Genomic DNA, 16,663 nt, shown 5'->3' on the forward strand with positions numbered 1-16,663 from the left:
TAGGTAAAAATAAAGAGCTCAGCAGTTTTGCTGAGCTCTTTATCCGTATTCGCGTTATGATCAACTCGTCTCAAGATAACACAGTTGCGAGTGATTAAATCCAGTTTGCGATTTTGTCGAATAAGCGATTTTTATCCGCTGGTTTCACGATAAAGTCAGACATGCCAGAAGAGCCTATTTTGTCCAGCGTAACAGGTGAGCTATCCCCAGTATGCGCAATAATAGGTACCGACGCATAGTTTTTATCCGAGCTTCGAATTCGCCTTGAAGCTTCTACACCATCCATGATGGGCATCTCGATATCCATAAGAATGAGGTCAACGTTCTCTTGCTCTAATGTATCCAGTGCTTGCTGCCCGTCTTCTTTCTGAATCACTTCAAAGCCCTGCTTTTCGAGTAACATCGCGGTAAATTTTCGCAAAGATTCGTTATCATCCACGACCATAATTGTCCGCTTATTTGACGTATCCAAAGCCACTGAGGCCGTTGGTGTCGATACATAGCTTGAATCATACAAGAGACGGTCAATGGTTGGCTTAGTATTCAATAACCAGGCTTGAGTCTCGACCCAAATAGGCTCATATGCCGCTTTGCATGCTCTCTGTGTCGGGTGATGCTCAAAAAGATAAACGATACGAGCTTCCGTGAAAGACAAAAGAGATTCTAATCTATCCAATTGGTTTGCTCTTGCATCCAAGCTCTCAAGATCGATAAAAATCAGGTCGAATTCGAACTCATACTCTTTCTTTTTGAGCACTTGATTAACATCTAAGATCGTTGATTCAAAACCCATAAAACGGCTAATGTCCGTCACTTTCGACACAAGAATATCTTGATTAGTCACCGTTAGGATGGTTTTGAGTTTGGTCAAATCGTTTTTAATTTCAGTCACGATATCAGATGTGATCGGCGGGAAAGTTAACGTGAACTGAGACCACTCACCTAGCTGAGACTGGCATTCAATGTTACCTCCAAAAGAACGCATCACTTTTTTACAAAATGGCAAACCCAAACCATAGCTGCCTGACTTACCAGTTGTGTAAAAGTCCTGAAATATATTACGTAGGACATCAGGAGCAATACCGGCACCATTATCGGTTACAACGATTTGGTTTGATTGCTCCGTGCTCGTCATGGACACATGTATGTGGAAATCTTCAGACGTGCGATGATGGAAGGCGTTCTTGAAAAGGTTATACATAACGTATTTGAGTAAGGTATCGCTACCAAGAAAATCAAACTCACTTCTCGCATCTAGGGATATAGCAAAGCGATCCGTCGCACGCTTATAACTAAAGCTTTCAATCGCTTTTTCAACCACAGAGTGAGCAGAATGCTTTTGAAAACTGGATCGCGAGACACGGTTTTCGTCTATCGATGTCAGAAGTAAATCTATCGTCTCGTTGCCCGACTGGATGATGTTCATCGCATCCTCACTAACTTCACGCAGCAGGGTGACATCCTCTCCGCTCATCAGATATTGGTCTTTCTCGGCTTCTTTTTTATTGGGTAAGACTGATTGGATAACATCGATTGACGTGCAAAGGCCACTTAAAGGGTTACGCATTTCATGCGCAATTCCGGCCCCGAATGACTTAGCCAGCGACACCTTCGCTTCGTGCTCCACTTGGTTCCGAAAATAGAATAAATTGCCAAATACATAAATAAAGAGAAAGATTGGCACATGCGTCCAGTCCATTGTTAAATCGAGATGAAACCCTTTCGCCACCCAAGCAAAGAACGTCGCTAAACCTATTCCGGCAAAAGTTTGAGCGAACATAACTCTTGTGACATGAACCAATAGAATGTGCAAGAAAATCGCGGACATAAAGGACATGACCCAAACATTGGACCAGTCATTCATCAGTAACATATAGAAAAAGAAAAACGGTAAGCAGATCGTTATCGTCACTTGGTAGTAAATATGGATATATTTTCGCCACGTTGACGACAGGCGATTTCTAAAAATGATGCCAAAGAACAATAGTGAACAAAACAATCTGAGCGGCAAGTTTTCATAAGCCTGTGGGAAAACAAAATCCCAAACAAAGTAGTACAGCGGAAAGCCAAGAAACCCCATCCAACCAACGAGAGTCAGGTTGGGTTCTGCATATTGATAAACCTTACGTATCGAGTCCATATTATCTATTTTGCCTACTCCGCCTGACGTCCCAATAGTGTGATTTGCATTCATTCTTATCGTTTTATTATTAAGTAATTATATATTACTTAACGCTTATAAGCAGCGCGAAATGGCGCAAATATTTCGCGACGCTTGTCTTTAATTTCAATCTTTTAAGATAGCGACACTTGATTTACAACCAAATAAATGAAGTTGCATATAGTTTAGTGTAATTTTGCGATAATCGCGTTGTATCCTAAGGGATGTTAATCTCATATACGTTCGAGACATTTAAACAGCGCCTTTGGCTCGAACTTCCAAAGATTTAATGACAGCACTCACTGTGGATGTAACGCGGTGATGAACAATTGGCTTGGGGTGTGTTATGGAACCTTTACAAATAAAAAACGTAATTTTTGATGTGGGAAATGTATTAGTACGCTGGTCTCCGGTAGAGATTGTTCGCTTAACATTTGGTCACGCAGTAGAAGCGGAAAAAATGGCCCAGTTGCTGTTTTCATCACAAATCTGGAAAGACTTAAACAAAGGAATCATTTCCGAAGAGGAAGCCAAACTGTGCTATCAACGTGAGCACAAAGTGACAGCGGAAGAAATGGACCGCTTTTTTTACTACGTAAAACATACACAAATATTACTTTACGGCAGTGTCGAACTGCTAAAAAGAATAAAAAGTGCAGGATATCGCGTTTATGCGCTCACAGACAACGTCAACGAAATTGTTGAGCATCTTCGTGCTACCTATGAATTCTGGCCGCTGTTTGACGGTGCAATCATCTCTTCTGAAGTGCAGTTACTAAAGCCACAAGCTGAGATCTACCAAGCCCTACTTTCAACGTATCAGCTTCAGGCTGAGGAAACGGTATTTCTTGATGATATGCCATACAACGTCGAAGGGGCCCGAGCGGTAGGCATGGAAGCCATTCAATTTGAAAATGCTCAGCAATGCGAGTCAGAGCTAAAAGCCATGGGGCTTTGCTTTTAAGTCGCCCACTGAAACACTAAACTTTAGGACAGGCACAAAAAAGAGCAGCGTTGATGCTGCTCTTATTGCTAAGCTAAAACGTCAGACTAGGAGTAAATAACGTTTTCTTCTATCCCACTAACTAATGACTGAGCATTCTTCCAACGGAATACCTTCTCCAATACTTCTGTACCACCTGGCGCACGCCAAGTTCGCTCTTGACATTCTTGACCTCCAATATGGCGGTAGAATTCAATTGCAGAAATGTTTTGCGATACGACTTCTAGATAAAGACCAGTGTCTTTAAAGTACTGTTGCTGCCATTCTGCGACAGCAAGTAATAGCTGCTTGCCAATACCACGACCACGGTAGCTGTCATCAACATGCAGTGCGTCAATAAAGGTTCCACGCTCGAAGTCATGGTTGCCAAACACACAAACGAAGCCGAGCAATAAACCACCCTCTTCCGCCAAGACAATGTGCTGGTTGAATGGTGGGTTGGTCAGACGGGTTTGCCAGATCAGTAGTTTGTCGTCAATCGCCTCTTTATCAAGATAGTTATCACTAAGAATGCCACGGTAATGACGCTTCCAACTATCCGCATGAAGATGCGCAATGCGCTCGTAGTCCTTATATTCCGCTAATCGTAAATCCATTACGTATTCCTATTTTCTTACATTTTTTACTTCTTTATAGAGTCTCGGCATATTCCACCTTTATAACACTTGTTTCTTGGCAGATTTTATACACCTTAAGCCAGAGCTCATTTTTTAATACTACTCATTATTCAATTAAAAGCAAAATATCCCATCAAGTTCCTTAATGTACATCCAAAGGAACAGTCACATTTGTCTAACTTTAATTTGACTTACACGTGTACGCTGATATTCTGGCGAACAGTTGTTAGCTCAAAGTTAGGAATACACCTGTGACTCAAAACAAACCACCCATTATCTGGTTGAATACGTTGATATTTTCTTCCAGTTTTGTTCTGACTTTTATTGTAATGCCTTGGTATGCATATCATTTTGGACTGGGTTGGGAGCATCTAGTTTGGGGAGTGATGGCATTCAGTTTTACGAATCTTTCTATTACCGCAGGCTATCACCGACTCTGGAGCCACAAAACATACGAAGCTCATCCAATTTTACGTGCTATTTTTGCGATTGGAGGAGCATTTTCTTTGCAAAATAGTGCATTACACTGGTCTTCTGATCATCGTGTACACCACAAGCATGTCGACAATAACGACAAAGATCCTTACTCAGCGAAACGTGGCTTTTGGTATTCTCACATTGGCTGGATGTTACGCGACTACAACAAATCGCAGGAAAACGAATACACCAACTGCCGCGATTTAAAACGTGACAAAATCGTCATGTGGCAACATAAGTACTATGTTCCACTTGCTCTACTCACCAATATTGGCTTTCCGGTCGCTCTTGGAATTATCTACGGCGATATTTGGGGTATGTTATTAGTAGTTGGTGCCGCTCGACTCTTTATGAGCCACCACACGACCTTTTTCATTAACTCACTTGCGCATGTTTGGGGAAAACAGACTTTCACGGACAAAAACACCGCTCGCGACAACGGCGTGTTAGCCTTTTTCACATTTGGTGAGGGCTACCACAATTTCCATCATATCTTCGAGAATGACTATCGTAATGGTGTGTATTGGTGGCATTACGACCCAACAAAGTGGTTGATTAAGTCATGCTCTTGGCTAGGACTGACATCTAAATTACGCACAACGCCAACATTTAGAATAGAAAAAGCTCGCGCAACTCAACTCTTGAAGAAAGCAAAAGAAAAACTGGGAGCAAAACCGAATACGCAGACGATTCTCGATCAGTTACAACACGAGTTTGATGCGCTAGTTCATCACATGCAGGAATATTATGAAATGCGCAAGGAAGTACTCGGTGCAAAAACAGCCAGTGTGGTAAAAAAATACGAGTGCTCTGTGACAAAGATAAAGTATCAGCAAATCAAAGCGGAGTTCGAACGGCAACAACGCAGTTGGAACCTCATGGTGCGCCGATACGCTTAACTTAACCCATCCTTACGATTTAGCTTCGCTTCGGCGAAGCTTTTTTGTTGCAAGGATTATTACCCTCTCCCAACTCACTGAGTTGTTTCTTTTTCTCATTTTGAATCAATTCCCTCACTATTTATTCAAATTTCTGGTCATATTTTCCTTCCTGCAAACAGCTTCAAACCAGCACATAACACTTAGAAAACCAAATTCCAACAATACAATCTAACGAAATTAATTATTAAATTATTATTTGTCTCAGATCATGCAAGCCCCATATTTGTCTCGTGCCACAGTTAAGAATTCTGTAAATTCCTTGTCATAAACTGAAACAGTTTCTTTCTTTTTTTCATAACATTCGGAGATCCCTATGTTAGAGCTCTTAATTGGCTTAGTTGTCACCATTGCTGTGGGTTACTTTATCGTCAAAGGCTATAAAGCAGCGGGCGTGTTACTGACGGCTGGTATTGCTTTACTTCTTATGACTGGCGTATTGGGGCATGACGTTCTGCCCTCAAAAATCACCTCAACCGGTAACATGGTGACAGACGCGCTAGAATACGTGAAATACATGCTACAATACCGCGGCGGCGGCCTTGGTATGCAAATCATGTTGCTATGTGGCTTCGCTTCCTATATGACTCACATCGGCGCGAATAACGTTGTAGTGAAACAGTTCTCTAAACCGCTTTCTGTTATCAAATCCCCTTATGTCCTTTTGGTAGCGGCTTACATTGTGGCGTGTTTGATGTCTCTTGCGGTAAGTTCTGCAACTGGCCTTGGCGTACTATTAATGGCGACATTGTTCCCAATGATGGTCGCGATGGGGATCTCTCGTCCAGCAGCGGTTGCAGTTTGTGCCTCTCCTGCGGCAATCATTCTTTCTCCAACCTCTGGTGATGTGGTGATCGCCGCCGAAAAATCTGGCTTGGCGCTTGATGTTTTTGCGGTACAAACAGTGTTGCCTGTTTCTATTTGCGCAATCATCGTGATGGCTACCGCGGCTTTCTTCTGGAACAAATACTTAGATAAGAAAGAAAATACGCCAATGGAAAAAATTGACGTATCAGAGATCAAAGCCGATGCACCAGCGTTTTATGCGGCACTGCCATTTCTACCTATCATCGGCGTGTTCCTATTCAACGGTCGTACCATTCCAGGACTTAGCCTAGACATTTATACTATTGTGGTCGGTTCGATTTTCCTTGGCGCTCTGATCCATTACGTTGTAAATAAGTTTGATGGTAAGAAATCACTAGAAGATTTAGATTCTTGTCACGCTGGCATGGCTGACGCGTTCAAAGGCGTTGTGATGCTTTTGGTTGCAGCGGGGGTTTTTGCGCAAGGTCTAATGTCTATCGGCGCTATCGATAACCTACTTCACCTTGCAGACAATGCAGGCGCAGGCGGTGTTGCTTTAATGCTTATCCTTACTGCATTGACAGTTGCAGCAGCAATTGCAACGGGGTCTGGTAACGCGCCTTTCTATGCATTTGTAGAGTTGGCACCATCTTTGGCTGCGAAAATGGGACTAAACCCAGCGTTCCTAATTATCCCGATGCTTCAAGCATCAAACCTAGGTCGTACTATCTCACCAGTGTCTGGCGTAATCGTTGCGACATCCGGTATGGCGAACATCAGCCCGTTTGAGGTTGTAAAACGAACATCTGTTCCGGTTCTTGCAGGTCTTATCACAGTTATTATTGGTACTATGGTACTTGTTCCAATGAGTGCCTAACGGCATCGCCAATATCGCTTATCGACAAGGCCCGGCTTCTAGCTGGGCCTTTTTCTTTCATCTCTCCAGTGCCATTATTCTTTCTGTATTGCTTTGTAAATGCATTTTAATTGTTACTCAACTCGTGACATATTTCTCGGTTATTACATCGCTTCTTCAGAAGCATTTGCTTAATATCTCAACAGTTTATATAAGAACTGAATACATTAAAAAAATGGGATTTATTATGACTGCATTTATTGTCTTTATCGTTATTGTCCTGCTCGTTGTGGTGTACGCCGTCAGTATCTACAACAAGCTCGTTACTCTACAAAACCGTTTCAAAAACAGCTTCGCTCAAATAGAGGTTCAATTAAAACGTCGATACGATTTGATTCCGAACTTAGTTAATACTGCAAAAGGCTATATGGAACACGAAAAAGAAACATTTGAACGTGTCATCCAAGCTCGTAATCAAGCAATTGCTGGCCTGAAAGCAGCCAGTGACGCACCTGGTAGTGATGCGGCAATTAGCCAACTAAACCAAGCAGAAGGCATGCTGCAAAGTGCGTTGGGCAAACTTAATGTTGTAGTGGAAGCCTACCCTGAGCTTAAAGCGAATGAAACCATGAGTCAGCTTCAAGAAGAATTAACCAGCACTGAGAACAAAGTTGCGTTTGCTCGCCAAGCATTTAATGATGCGGTAACCAGCTACAACACATACAAACAAACGTTCCCGCCAGTGTTGTTTTCCAACGCATTCGGATTCCAAGATGGCAAACTGTTAGAGTTTTCTGACAGTGCTGAAATACAAGCGGCCCCGAAGGTTGAGTTCTAATGGATTTCTTTGACCATCAAGATACCGCGCGTCAACGCACTGGGCTTTTGGTGTTCCTGTTTTCCTTAGCAGTTGTCACCATCACTGGTTTGGTAAGCGTATTATCGATTGGTATCTATTACGGAGTAACAGGCGAACACTTTGATCAAGAAACAGCACTTACCTACGTCTTGTTGTGCTTTGCTGGCGTATTGCTGGTTGTTACGATAAGTTCAATGGTTCGCTTATCCGCCCTCACCTCCAATGGAGGCCGAGGGGTTGCTGAGAGCATAGGTGGCAAGCTGATTTCCTCAAACACCTTAGATGCAAAACATAGACAACTGCTCAACGTTGTGGAAGAGATGGCAATTGCATCTGGTATTCCGGTTCCTCCCGTCTATGTGATGCAGGAAGAGCGTGGTATCAATGCTTTCGCAGCAGGCATGAGCATTGATGATGCCGTCATCGGCGTCACACAAGGCGCACTGGATAGCTTCACGCGAGATGAACTACAAGGTGTCATTGCTCATGAATTCAGCCATATCTTAAACGGAGATATGCGTTTGAATACGCGTCTTATCGGCGTGCTGTTTGGCATCACTTGCATTGCACATTTTGGACACTTGGTCTTAGATAACACTCATCATACGAGCCGCGTATCAAGAAGTTCTTCCGATTCCGATAAAGGCTTTGCGGTTATCATGCTGATTGCGATTATCTGTTTGGTTCTGGGCTGGATTGGCACCTTGTTTGGCTCGATGATCAAAGCTGCAATCTCTCGTCAACGTGAATTTCTCGCTGATGCCAGTGCCGTTCAATTTACTCGAAACGATCAAGGCATTGCTGGTGCACTCAAGAAAATTGGTAGTCATATGGTGGGTTCTTCATTGAATACAAAAGCAAGCGATGAGATGAGCCATATGATGTTTGGTCAAAGCAAAATCTCCGGCTTTTCTGGCCTATTTGCTACTCACCCTCCACTAGAAGAGCGGATTCGCCGAATTGAACCTGGTTGGGATGGAAGTTTTTCTCAAAGTTCGCATCGTCCAACGACAAGCTTTGAGAATGATAACGTTAGTGGATTCTCATCAGGGACGTCGACACAACCTGAGAAACCAACCACTGCAGAACTCAGCGAAGTAGGTCAACAACTACTTAACCAACTTCCTTCCGAACTTGTCGACATCGCTCGTGAACCATACAGTGCGCGCTTTATTGCTTTTGCCTTGATATTTGATGGCAGTAAACTCCAGCGAGAGATGATAAAAAGTCATATCCCAAATGTGTCTCAAGCACAATTATTACCATGGCTAGATTATGATTTGCCTCTTCACCTACGCTTTCCATTACTCGAACTCTCCATCCCTGCCTTGAAATCGCTGAGTGAGGGTCAGAAAAACAGACTGTGCCAGGTGCTACGTGAACTCTCTCAAACTGATGACCACTACTCACTCGCAGAATGGTGTGTCATCAACTTATTGGAGAAACAACTACTCGAATCGTATGGATGTACAAAACAGATCCAGTCTTTAAAGCAATTAAAAGAGAGTGTGTTTTGGCTACTGCGCGAATTGGCTTGGGTTAGTCACTCTCAACCGGAAGACGCTCAACGTGCATTTAGCAGCGCCCTAACCTGTTTGGGCTTTAATGATGCAGAGTTACAACCCGCAAATAAGAACTGGGGCCTAAATCGCGCCGCTTTAGAGCTCCTACTGCAACTCAAACCGAAAAGTCGTCGCTTGTTCGTAAAAGCGTGTCGATTAGCGATTGAATCGGATGGAAAGGTTACCGTTGCGGAAGGAGAACTCTATAGAGTAATCGCCTGCTTCTTAGAAGTTCCAGAGCCGCCACTAACAGTATCAGTCAATACAGGACAAACCCTACCGAGCCAAACACAACAAGCTAACTGACTTAGCTTTAAACAAAAACGCCAGCACTTTTGCTGGCGTTTTTTCATTATGTTTTCTGATTTGACGATTTACGCTGACTTAAATCGATCAGGGATCTTAGTGATACTCTCTCGATAACTAAACCATAAGTAGGTCACGGCGAGAGAGAAGAATAAATACGAAAGTGCGAATACGATTGGAGATGTAATTAATTCAGCCGACATTCCCCACATCACACCAACAACCGTTATCGTCAACTTAGAAAGCATGCCGCAAATTAGTAAGAATAAAGCAAGCTGTGGAAAGCGCGAGCTACGGAATGCAAAGAAATAACAGCTCCCTACCGCTAGAGAAGCAATAGATAGACCCAACATAAATGAATGGATGTGGTCTGCAGATGCGACACCAGCAGATACCGAAGCCATGAGTAATAGGAACAGTTTCATAAGTCACCTCACAACAAGTCTAAAAAAGCATCCCTTCATAAATGAAATCTCATTTTTCGCTATATTCTGCTCCTATAATCTGCAATTACAAGTGACTTTTTTGTTCACTTAATGCACAAAAAACCTAATCAGCCCTAGTTATTACAAAAGGTTAACAATTTAAATTTAAGAAACCCTTTACATCCAATACTTACGGCGACAAGACGATATTTCAGTCATTTTTGTTACAGGGAGTTAACACGGTAACATTTTGAAATTTTTTATATGAAATGTGAGCTGTGCACCCAACTGCGCACTGAATTCTCTGTTTTGACTAGTTCCTCGTTCCTCACAACAAAAATCATCACTTTTTGATAACACTCCAACCACATACAAAACCATGAATTCACATCCGCTTTTAATGTTTCAAATTATTTTATCAGTAACGGCAAAAAGAGATTCCAATCACATATTTATTGGTTATAATCCGCGCTCATTGCGTTAATCGTTGAAAAACGCAAACTAATTTTGAGAAAAAACATCTTTAAACCAACCCTCTTTGCGGCATTGCCAACAAGAGGAAAAACTGAGAATGAAAATGAGCAAGATTGATAAAGCTATGCGCATCCTGTTAGCAGGGTTCTGTATCAACCTTTGTCTTGGCATCCTGTATGCTTGGAGTGTATTCAACAAGGCACTGGTAACTGAATCAGGCTGGAGTGCTGCAGAAGCTTCTGCACCTTACGCAACTGCAACCATCACTTTCTCTATCTGTCTTCTTGTTGCAGGTATTCTGCAAGACCGCATGGGTCCGCGTATGATCCTTATCCTAGGTACTGTTCTTACAGGTCTAGGCATGATCGCGTCTGGCTTTGTTGACACTCCACTCATGCTGAACATTACCTTCGGTGTGATCACAGGTGCAGGTATCGGTTTTGGCTACGCATGCCTATCACCTTCTGCAATGAAATGGTTCCACGCTTCGAAGAAAGGCATGGTTAACGGCATTATTGCGGCTGGTTTTGGTCTAGCGGCTATCTACCTAGCACCAGTAACATCATCATTGATCGACAGCATGGGCATTCAAACGAGCTTTATGGTTCTTGGTGTTGGTATCTTGGCAATTGCAGTTCCTCTTGCTGCAACCATCAATAACCCACCAGCAGACTACACGCCTGCAGAGCCGAAAGTAAAAGAAGGTCAAGCACCTAAAGCGGTGAAAAAGTCAGATGACCTAACTTGGAAAGCAATGCTGAAGACGCCACAGTTCTACTCTCTATGGATCATGTACGCATTCGCAGCTTCTGTTGGTCTAATGATCATCGGTAACATCACGACAATCGCAAGCGTTCAAGCAAACTTACCAAACGCCGTTTACCTAGCGTCTATTCTTGCTGTATTCAACTCAGGCGGCCGTGTTGCTGCGGGTATGCTTGCAGATAAAATAGGCGGTGTACGTACGCTTCTACTTGCGTTCGTCCTACAAGGCGTAAACATGGTGCTGTTCGCAACGTTCGACTCTGAGTTCACTCTGATCATTGGTACTGCGATCGCAGCGGTAGGTTACGGTACACTTCTAGCGGTATTCCCTACTCTAACGGCCGAGTTCTACGGTTTGAAAAACTACGGAACTAACTACGGCGTGCTTTACACTGCATGGGGTATCGGTGGTGCAATCGGCGCAGCAGTTGTTGGCTTCTCTATGACGAACGGCGAAGGCTACACCTTGGCTTACACTATTTCTTCAGCAATGATGGCAGTATGTATCGTACTTGCGTTCATCACTAAGCCACTGTCTGAAGCGAAAGTAGCGCAGCTAAAAAACGCATAATTGCAAATTGATTTGATAGCGAAAAGGCTTAACCTATGGGTTAAGCCTTTTTTGTTATCGGTCGTTTATGGAAAGCCCTATCGAACTTGCACCAGACTACTATCTAGAAAACTTCTTTAAGCTGACTCACCACACAGTAACCTGGTACAGCGATTTACTGACCGAGGAAGAACACGCTTGGCTTTGCTCGTTTGATTCCTTGAGCAAACACGCCCAATGCCTATTGGTGCGTTTATACAGCCGAAAAGGGTGTTGGTTTCGAAGTGATAAGCTGAGTTATCAAGAAATACCTTCTATCAATGAAGCACTGGCAGAATTGAGTCAACATGAGTTTGTGGCCCTTTCCCCAACACTCTCTCATCAAGAGTTAGCGTCTAACTTACTGACGAAACCGGAGATCTCTGCACTTTACCCAGAGCTACCGAAGTCATTAAAGAAAGATGCCCTTGTAGAGCGTTTAAGCAACACGGAATTTGATCGTTTTGAGCAGCTTGAGTTTAAGATCATCAAACTCAATTCCGCCCACATGATCGACGTTTTACTCACCCTATTTTTTGCCAACACCCATCAAGACTTAAGTCAGTTCGTGCTTGATGACTTAGGTCTACATCAGTTCGAGCAATACCAATTGAGTAAAGTGCGCCGTTTCTTTGATTCACGTGAGCAAATAGACCGCTTAATTGAACTGAGCCAACTAGCCAACCTGTACTGGCAATTTGATCGAAAAGACAAAGCGAACCTCGACTTATTAATTGAGGCAATGCCTCATCCAGTTAGTCACCATTACGTAGATCGTAAACGCGAACACATGTTGAATGACATTGCGCGAGACTATGAGCGTATTAATGAGCTAGAGACCGCCCTATCTCTATTTAGCCAAACTCAGCTCACTCCGAGCCGAGAACGACGTGCACGTATCTATGACAAACTGAACCATGATGATTTATTTAGTGACATTGTCACAGAGATGCTGCAGTCGCCAATTGATGTGTCTGAGCTCGAAGTCGCACAAAAACTTGAGCAACGGTTGAAGCGAAAACAAGGCGCGAAAGTACCAAGAGTAGCGAAGCCACTCTGCTCCGAATACCATATTGAACTGGATTTATCTCAACAACGAGTCGAGCTTGCCAGTAAAGCGTATTTTGAGTCCTTAGGCTGGAATGTGTTTTACGCTGAAAATGCGTTGCTCAACTCGCTACTGGGGCTTACATTCTGGGATGCGATTTTTGCTCCTATTGAAGGGGCATTCATTAACGCTTATCAACATCGTCCTTTAGATTTATATCACTCGGATTTTGTTACCAAGCGCCAAGCTTTGATAGACACCGCTTTTGCCGAACTAGAAGCAGGCAGCACCCAGACGTTATTGGCAAAATACGATGAGAAGTTTGGCATCAGTAATCCATTTGTACATTGGAATTTAATAAGTAAAGAGCTACTCGAAACAGCGCTCAACACTATACCAACCAATATGCTGATGGCTCTGTTCAAAATACAATTGAGCGACCTTAAGCTTTACCGCAATGGGATGCCGGATCTCATTGCTTTTAAAGAAAATGAGTTCGAGTGGATTGAAGTGAAAGGCCCTGGCGATAAACTCCAGGATAACCAATGGCGTTGGATCAAAGAGTTTACTCGCCTTAATGTCCCGTTTGCGGTGTGTTACGTCGCAGCAACTTAACTTACTCTATATAAAGAGCTTGGTGTTTGTTCACTCAAACCGCCCCTCGGTTATCGCCCCTTGCTCTTTTTTCTAAACATTTTTTCGTTTCTTCACGATCGCTTCACGCTTCTTCACACAAAATGCGCTTCTACTCACTAAGTTGACTTGAAGAGGAAAAATAAAATGAACAAAACACTTCTTGCGTTACTTGTTACCTGCTCTGTTTCGGTATCTGCGGCTCCTTATGTAGGTCTGGAATATGGACTAGGCACCACTGACCATGATTTGGAACCTCACTTTTCAACTGACAACGTAACACTCAACCCTGAGCTTGAAGACGGTATTTTCTCAGGCTTTGTCGGTTACGCATTTAATGACAACTGGGCATTGGAACTGGGTTACAGCCAGTTTGACCTTGATGATAGTCGTTCAAAAAACCTAGGTATCAAGTCAATCGATGGCAAAGATTACCATCATGAAATGGATTGGGATGCGTCAATCAAAGCCAAGCAAGTGTCGCTGGCACCTGTGTTTAACTATGCATTAAATGATAAATGGACAACAAAATTCAAAGCGGGTCTAACGTACACGCAATACGACGCCAAAGTTTCGAAACATCAAGAATATGAGCTTGTCGCGAATGACGATGTGGAAATGAACAACACGCTTTTCCATAGCACGGAGAAAAACAACGAGCTAGGCGCAATATTCTCAGTGGGTGCGGAATACCGAATTTTCCCGCAGTTCACCATTGGTGCAAACGCAAAATATCAACTAGACAGCTACGCAAACACGGCATCCTTTAACATAGGCACAACTTACTACTTCTAATTTAAGGAGACGATAATGAAAAAAATGATTTTAGCATCCATGTTTGCCCTACTTTCAAGCTCAGCTTTCGCCGCGTTTAATGGTCCAGAAATAAGCGTAATTAATTCGGTGAAAGAGGCGCACAACGCAACCGACGACAGCGCCGTCATGTTAACCGGGCACATTGTTCAATCTCTTGGTAACGAGACTTACTTGTTCAAAGATGAGACTGGTGAAATCGAAGTGGAAATCGACAATGAAGATTGGATGGGGCTAGACGTTGGTCCAAACGATAAAGTGACGATTCGAGGCGAAGTTGACTCAGAGTGGACAACCACGCAGATTGACGTAGAAACCATTCAAAAGCTTTAATTCGCCTGACACCTCAACACAAACAACACAGCCACATATTGGAGGCTGTGTTGTTTATGGGCCTTGAAACTACTCGTTTAGCTGGTCAAGCAAGGACAATCTTGCGGCAAGACTAATCGTATACTCTTAGGCTGAACATCAAACCGTATTGTTCTCGAATGATATGGTTCACCATCTAAATTAAGCGGTAGTGGATTTGGGAAGTCTATCTCTAACCAGCTTGCTCTTGTGTGTTTTACAAACTCACCTTTCTCGCTAGGATTATTGATCTCTTCGATAACTTTCGGCAGCTCATGAGGTAAGAATGGACGCACCAATGTTAGATCCATCAAGCCATCATTAATCATCGCTTTCGATGCTAACTCTTGCCCACCTCCAGCTAAGCGACCATTGCAGAAAGCGCCAAGCAACATTTCTCCCTGATAAGCCCCGCCTTCAATTGTTATTGTTCCGTCATAAGGTTTAAAGCCGAGCGCTTTTACAACACCGGTTAGTGTATAAGCGCCGCCACCAAGAAAGTTTTTAAGTTCAACAGGCGTTTCTGCCGTAACTTCTGCGCCAAACCCTGCTGTTGCCACGTTAATAAAGTAGCGATCGTTAGCCTTGACACAATCAACCAAAGCAGACTGCCCTTCTACGGCGAGAGATAAAGACGCCTTGATAGAAGCTGGCACTTGAATCGCGGTGGCAAAATCATTTGCGGTACCAAGAGGGATAATGGCTAACTCAGGGCGTTTTTCTTCTTCAATTTGGATAATCGCAGAAGCCGCCTCATTGACGGTCCCATCGCCACCAGCGACAACAATACGTTCAATCCCTTCATCAACCGCTTCTTTCACCAAGCGCGGCATGTCTTGAGATTCCCAAGTCACTCGCACTTGCAGATCGACGCCCTTGTCTCTCATTTTCATGATTGCATCTCTTAACTCTGGGTTCCCAGCTTTTTTGCCGTTAAGGATGGCACGTATTGTCTTCTTCATTGCACTTCCTATTGGTTGATGGTTTTCCCTGCTCGTTTAATCTGTGATCGCAACCATTGATGGGCACTGTCGTTTGTCCGACTAGGATGCCATATTGTGCAGAGCTCATAGGTTTGTTCATCAAATGGCATAAATAAAGATTTAACATGATAGGTGTTGTTGAACAAGTTGATCATCGACTCGGGCATTAAACCAATATATTCACTACCACAGATAACAGGTAGCATTTCCAACACGCCAGAAGCTCGATACTTTATCTTTCTTTTGTCCAAGTCGACAATATCATCGGCGTTTAACAAGCTCTTACGACTCTGCCACTGCGAAACCACCACATGTTCTTCTTCAAAAAATTGTTCAGCCGTAATCTCGTTCTTTAAGCGTGGGTGCTCCTCGCTACACACCACCACCAAGCGCTCAGTAAGCACAGTTTCAACTTTTAAAACTGTTCGTGCTCTTGGCGCGATATCAATGATCAAGTCGTAACGTTGCAAACGCAGATCGCTTTCAAAATCTTCTGTAAAGAGTGGATGAACCTCTAAAGCAATATGTGGTGCCAACTCACGGATCTGTTTCATGACTTGAGGGAGCAACTCAAAACTTGCAACAGAGACACAAGCAATGGAAAACACTCGATTCGACACTTTAGGGTCAAATTCGCTAGAAGCCGCCAGAGTTGAAGTAAAGTTTTGCACCGAAGTAAGCAGCGCAGGGTAAATATCCATTGCAAAAGAGGTAGGTTCTACCCCCTTGGTACAGCGATGAAATAAAGGTTCGTCATAAATATCACGAAGGCGTGCCAACGCTTTGCTGACTGCGGGCTGCGTGATACTAAGACGTGCTGCCGCTTTAGATAAGTTCCCCTCTTCATAAATGGCAATAAAGATGGGGATAAGATTAAGATCGGTCGGTTTCATGCTATTAAATTTTTCGAAAATCACTTTTTCTATTTTAATCTAACAGCATGATTGTTAACGTAGCCAAGTACAAGAAATGGGCGGTACGACCTGTTTTAATGAG

Annotated in this window: 14 protein-coding genes; 9 read left to right on the forward strand and 5 right to left on the reverse strand. The window is 43.3% G+C overall.

Translation table 11 applies throughout. From position 1 onward, the window contains the following. Positions 1 to 94: 94 nt before the first annotated feature. Positions 95 to 2,140 (reverse strand): response regulator, encoded by a 2,046-nt coding sequence (locus MTR11_RS14325; protein ID WP_225461055.1) that lies wholly within the window; start codon positions 2,138 to 2,140, stop codon positions 95 to 97. Positions 2,141 to 2,507: 367 nt separating this feature from the next. On the opposite strand from MTR11_RS14325, the gene MTR11_RS14330 reads away from it, so the two are divergent. Beyond that, positions 2,508 to 3,125, forward strand: a complete 618-nt coding sequence (locus MTR11_RS14330; protein ID WP_243327897.1) for an HAD family hydrolase — start codon at positions 2,508 to 2,510, stop codon at positions 3,123 to 3,125. 86 nt (positions 3,126 to 3,211) lie between these two features. Here MTR11_RS14330 and MTR11_RS14335 read toward each other — a convergent pair whose 3' ends face one another. Continuing rightward, the gene (locus tag MTR11_RS14335) at positions 3,212 to 3,760 is read right to left on the reverse strand and encodes a GNAT family N-acetyltransferase (protein ID WP_005398196.1); all 549 of its coding nucleotides are present in this window, start codon (positions 3,758 to 3,760) and stop codon (positions 3,212 to 3,214) included. 272 nt (positions 3,761 to 4,032) lie between these two features. On the opposite strand from MTR11_RS14335, the gene MTR11_RS14340 reads away from it, so the two are divergent. From MTR11_RS14340 to MTR11_RS14355, 4 genes are all read left to right on the forward strand, one after another. Continuing rightward, positions 4,033 to 5,157, forward strand: a complete 1,125-nt coding sequence (locus MTR11_RS14340) for an acyl-CoA desaturase (protein ID WP_005398197.1) — start codon at positions 4,033 to 4,035, stop codon at positions 5,155 to 5,157. 355 nt (positions 5,158 to 5,512) lie between these two features. Continuing rightward, positions 5,513 to 6,880 carry an anaerobic C4-dicarboxylate transporter DcuC gene (gene dcuC, locus MTR11_RS14345; protein ID WP_243327898.1) on the forward strand — a complete coding sequence of 456 codons (1,368 nt, stop codon included), beginning with the start codon at positions 5,513 to 5,515 and terminating at the stop codon, positions 6,878 to 6,880. Positions 6,881 to 7,106: 226 nt separating this feature from the next. Next, positions 7,107 to 7,697, forward strand: a complete 591-nt coding sequence (locus MTR11_RS14350; RefSeq protein WP_006742324.1) for a LemA family protein — start codon at positions 7,107 to 7,109, stop codon at positions 7,695 to 7,697. Beyond that, the gene (locus MTR11_RS14355) at positions 7,697 to 9,586 is read left to right on the forward strand and encodes a M48 family metallopeptidase (RefSeq protein ID WP_243327899.1); all 1,890 of its coding nucleotides are present in this window, start codon (positions 7,697 to 7,699) and stop codon (positions 9,584 to 9,586) included. Before MTR11_RS14350 ends, MTR11_RS14355 begins: the two co-directional genes overlap by 1 nt. A 68-nt stretch (positions 9,587 to 9,654) precedes the next feature. Here MTR11_RS14355 and MTR11_RS14360 read toward each other — a convergent pair whose 3' ends face one another. After that, the gene (locus MTR11_RS14360; protein WP_005398137.1) at positions 9,655 to 10,011 is read right to left on the reverse strand and encodes a hypothetical protein; all 357 of its coding nucleotides are present in this window, start codon (positions 10,009 to 10,011) and stop codon (positions 9,655 to 9,657) included. 577 nt (positions 10,012 to 10,588) lie between these two features. On the opposite strand from MTR11_RS14360, the gene MTR11_RS14365 reads away from it, so the two are divergent. The 4 genes from MTR11_RS14365 to MTR11_RS14380 all read left to right on the forward strand — a co-directional run bounded on the left by MTR11_RS14365 (position 10,589) and on the right by MTR11_RS14380 (position 14,666). Next, the gene (locus tag MTR11_RS14365) at positions 10,589 to 11,821 is read left to right on the forward strand and encodes an OFA family MFS transporter (RefSeq protein ID WP_031780690.1); all 1,233 of its coding nucleotides are present in this window, start codon (positions 10,589 to 10,591) and stop codon (positions 11,819 to 11,821) included. Positions 11,822 to 11,888: 67 nt separating this feature from the next. Next, a complete protein-coding gene (locus tag MTR11_RS14370) occupies positions 11,889 to 13,502 on the forward strand; it encodes a VRR-NUC domain-containing protein (protein WP_243327900.1) in 1,614 nt (537 codons plus the stop codon). A gap of 165 nt (positions 13,503 to 13,667) precedes the next feature. After that, positions 13,668 to 14,315 carry an AcfA family outer membrane beta-barrel protein gene (locus tag MTR11_RS14375; protein ID WP_243327901.1) on the forward strand — a complete coding sequence of 216 codons (648 nt, stop codon included), beginning with the start codon at positions 13,668 to 13,670 and terminating at the stop codon, positions 14,313 to 14,315. A 15-nt stretch (positions 14,316 to 14,330) separates the two neighbouring features. After that, on the forward strand, positions 14,331 to 14,666 hold the full coding sequence (locus MTR11_RS14380; protein ID WP_104973619.1) for a NirD/YgiW/YdeI family stress tolerance protein: 336 nt from the start codon (positions 14,331 to 14,333) through the stop codon (positions 14,664 to 14,666). A gap of 77 nt (positions 14,667 to 14,743) precedes the next feature. On the opposite strand, the gene yegS is transcribed toward MTR11_RS14380, so the two are convergent. Next, positions 14,744 to 15,646, reverse strand: coding sequence for a lipid kinase YegS (yegS, locus tag MTR11_RS14385; RefSeq protein WP_243327902.1), 903 nt, complete (start codon positions 15,644 to 15,646; stop codon positions 14,744 to 14,746). A gap of 8 nt (positions 15,647 to 15,654) precedes the next feature. After that, entirely contained in the window at positions 15,655 to 16,560 is a 906-nt protein-coding gene (locus MTR11_RS14390) for a LysR family transcriptional regulator (RefSeq protein WP_191907364.1), read from the reverse strand. Between the last annotated feature and the right edge of the window lie 103 nt (positions 16,561 to 16,663).

The sequence above is a fragment of the Vibrio sp. CCB-PB317 genome (assembly GCF_022808245.1).
GTDB lineage: Bacteria > Pseudomonadota > Gammaproteobacteria > Enterobacterales > Vibrionaceae > Vibrio > Vibrio diabolicus.

What these genes read in the sequence shown, in the direction of transcription:
- MTR11_RS14380 (WP_104973619.1), top strand. Translation starts at nt 14,331, where the DNA reads ATGAAAAAAATGATTTTAGCATCCATGTTTGCCCTACTTTCAAGCTCA.
- MTR11_RS14350 (WP_006742324.1), top strand. Translation starts at nt 7,107, where the DNA reads ATGACTGCATTTATTGTCTTTATCGTTATTGTCCTGCTCGTTGTGGTG.
- MTR11_RS14365 (WP_031780690.1), top strand. Translation starts at nt 10,589, where the DNA reads ATGAGCAAGATTGATAAAGCTATGCGCATCCTGTTAGCAGGGTTCTGT.
- dcuC (WP_243327898.1), top strand. Translation starts at nt 5,513, where the DNA reads ATGTTAGAGCTCTTAATTGGCTTAGTTGTCACCATTGCTGTGGGTTAC.
- MTR11_RS14390 (WP_191907364.1), bottom strand. Translation starts at nt 16,560, where the DNA reads ATGAAACCGACCGATCTTAATCTTATCCCCATCTTTATTGCCATTTAT.
- MTR11_RS14355 (WP_243327899.1), top strand. Translation starts at nt 7,697, where the DNA reads ATGGATTTCTTTGACCATCAAGATACCGCGCGTCAACGCACTGGGCTT.
- MTR11_RS14335 (WP_005398196.1), bottom strand. Translation starts at nt 3,760, where the DNA reads ATGGATTTACGATTAGCGGAATATAAGGACTACGAGCGCATTGCGCAT.
- MTR11_RS14330 (WP_243327897.1), top strand. Translation starts at nt 2,508, where the DNA reads ATGGAACCTTTACAAATAAAAAACGTAATTTTTGATGTGGGAAATGTA.
- MTR11_RS14325 (WP_225461055.1), bottom strand. Translation starts at nt 2,140, where the DNA reads ATGGACTCGATACGTAAGGTTTATCAATATGCAGAACCCAACCTGACT.
- MTR11_RS14375 (WP_243327901.1), top strand. Translation starts at nt 13,668, where the DNA reads ATGAACAAAACACTTCTTGCGTTACTTGTTACCTGCTCTGTTTCGGTA.
- yegS (WP_243327902.1), bottom strand. Translation starts at nt 15,646, where the DNA reads ATGAAGAAGACAATACGTGCCATCCTTAACGGCAAAAAAGCTGGGAAC.
- MTR11_RS14370 (WP_243327900.1), top strand. Translation starts at nt 11,889, where the DNA reads ATGGAAAGCCCTATCGAACTTGCACCAGACTACTATCTAGAAAACTTC.
- MTR11_RS14360 (WP_005398137.1), bottom strand. Translation starts at nt 10,011, where the DNA reads ATGAAACTGTTCCTATTACTCATGGCTTCGGTATCTGCTGGTGTCGCA.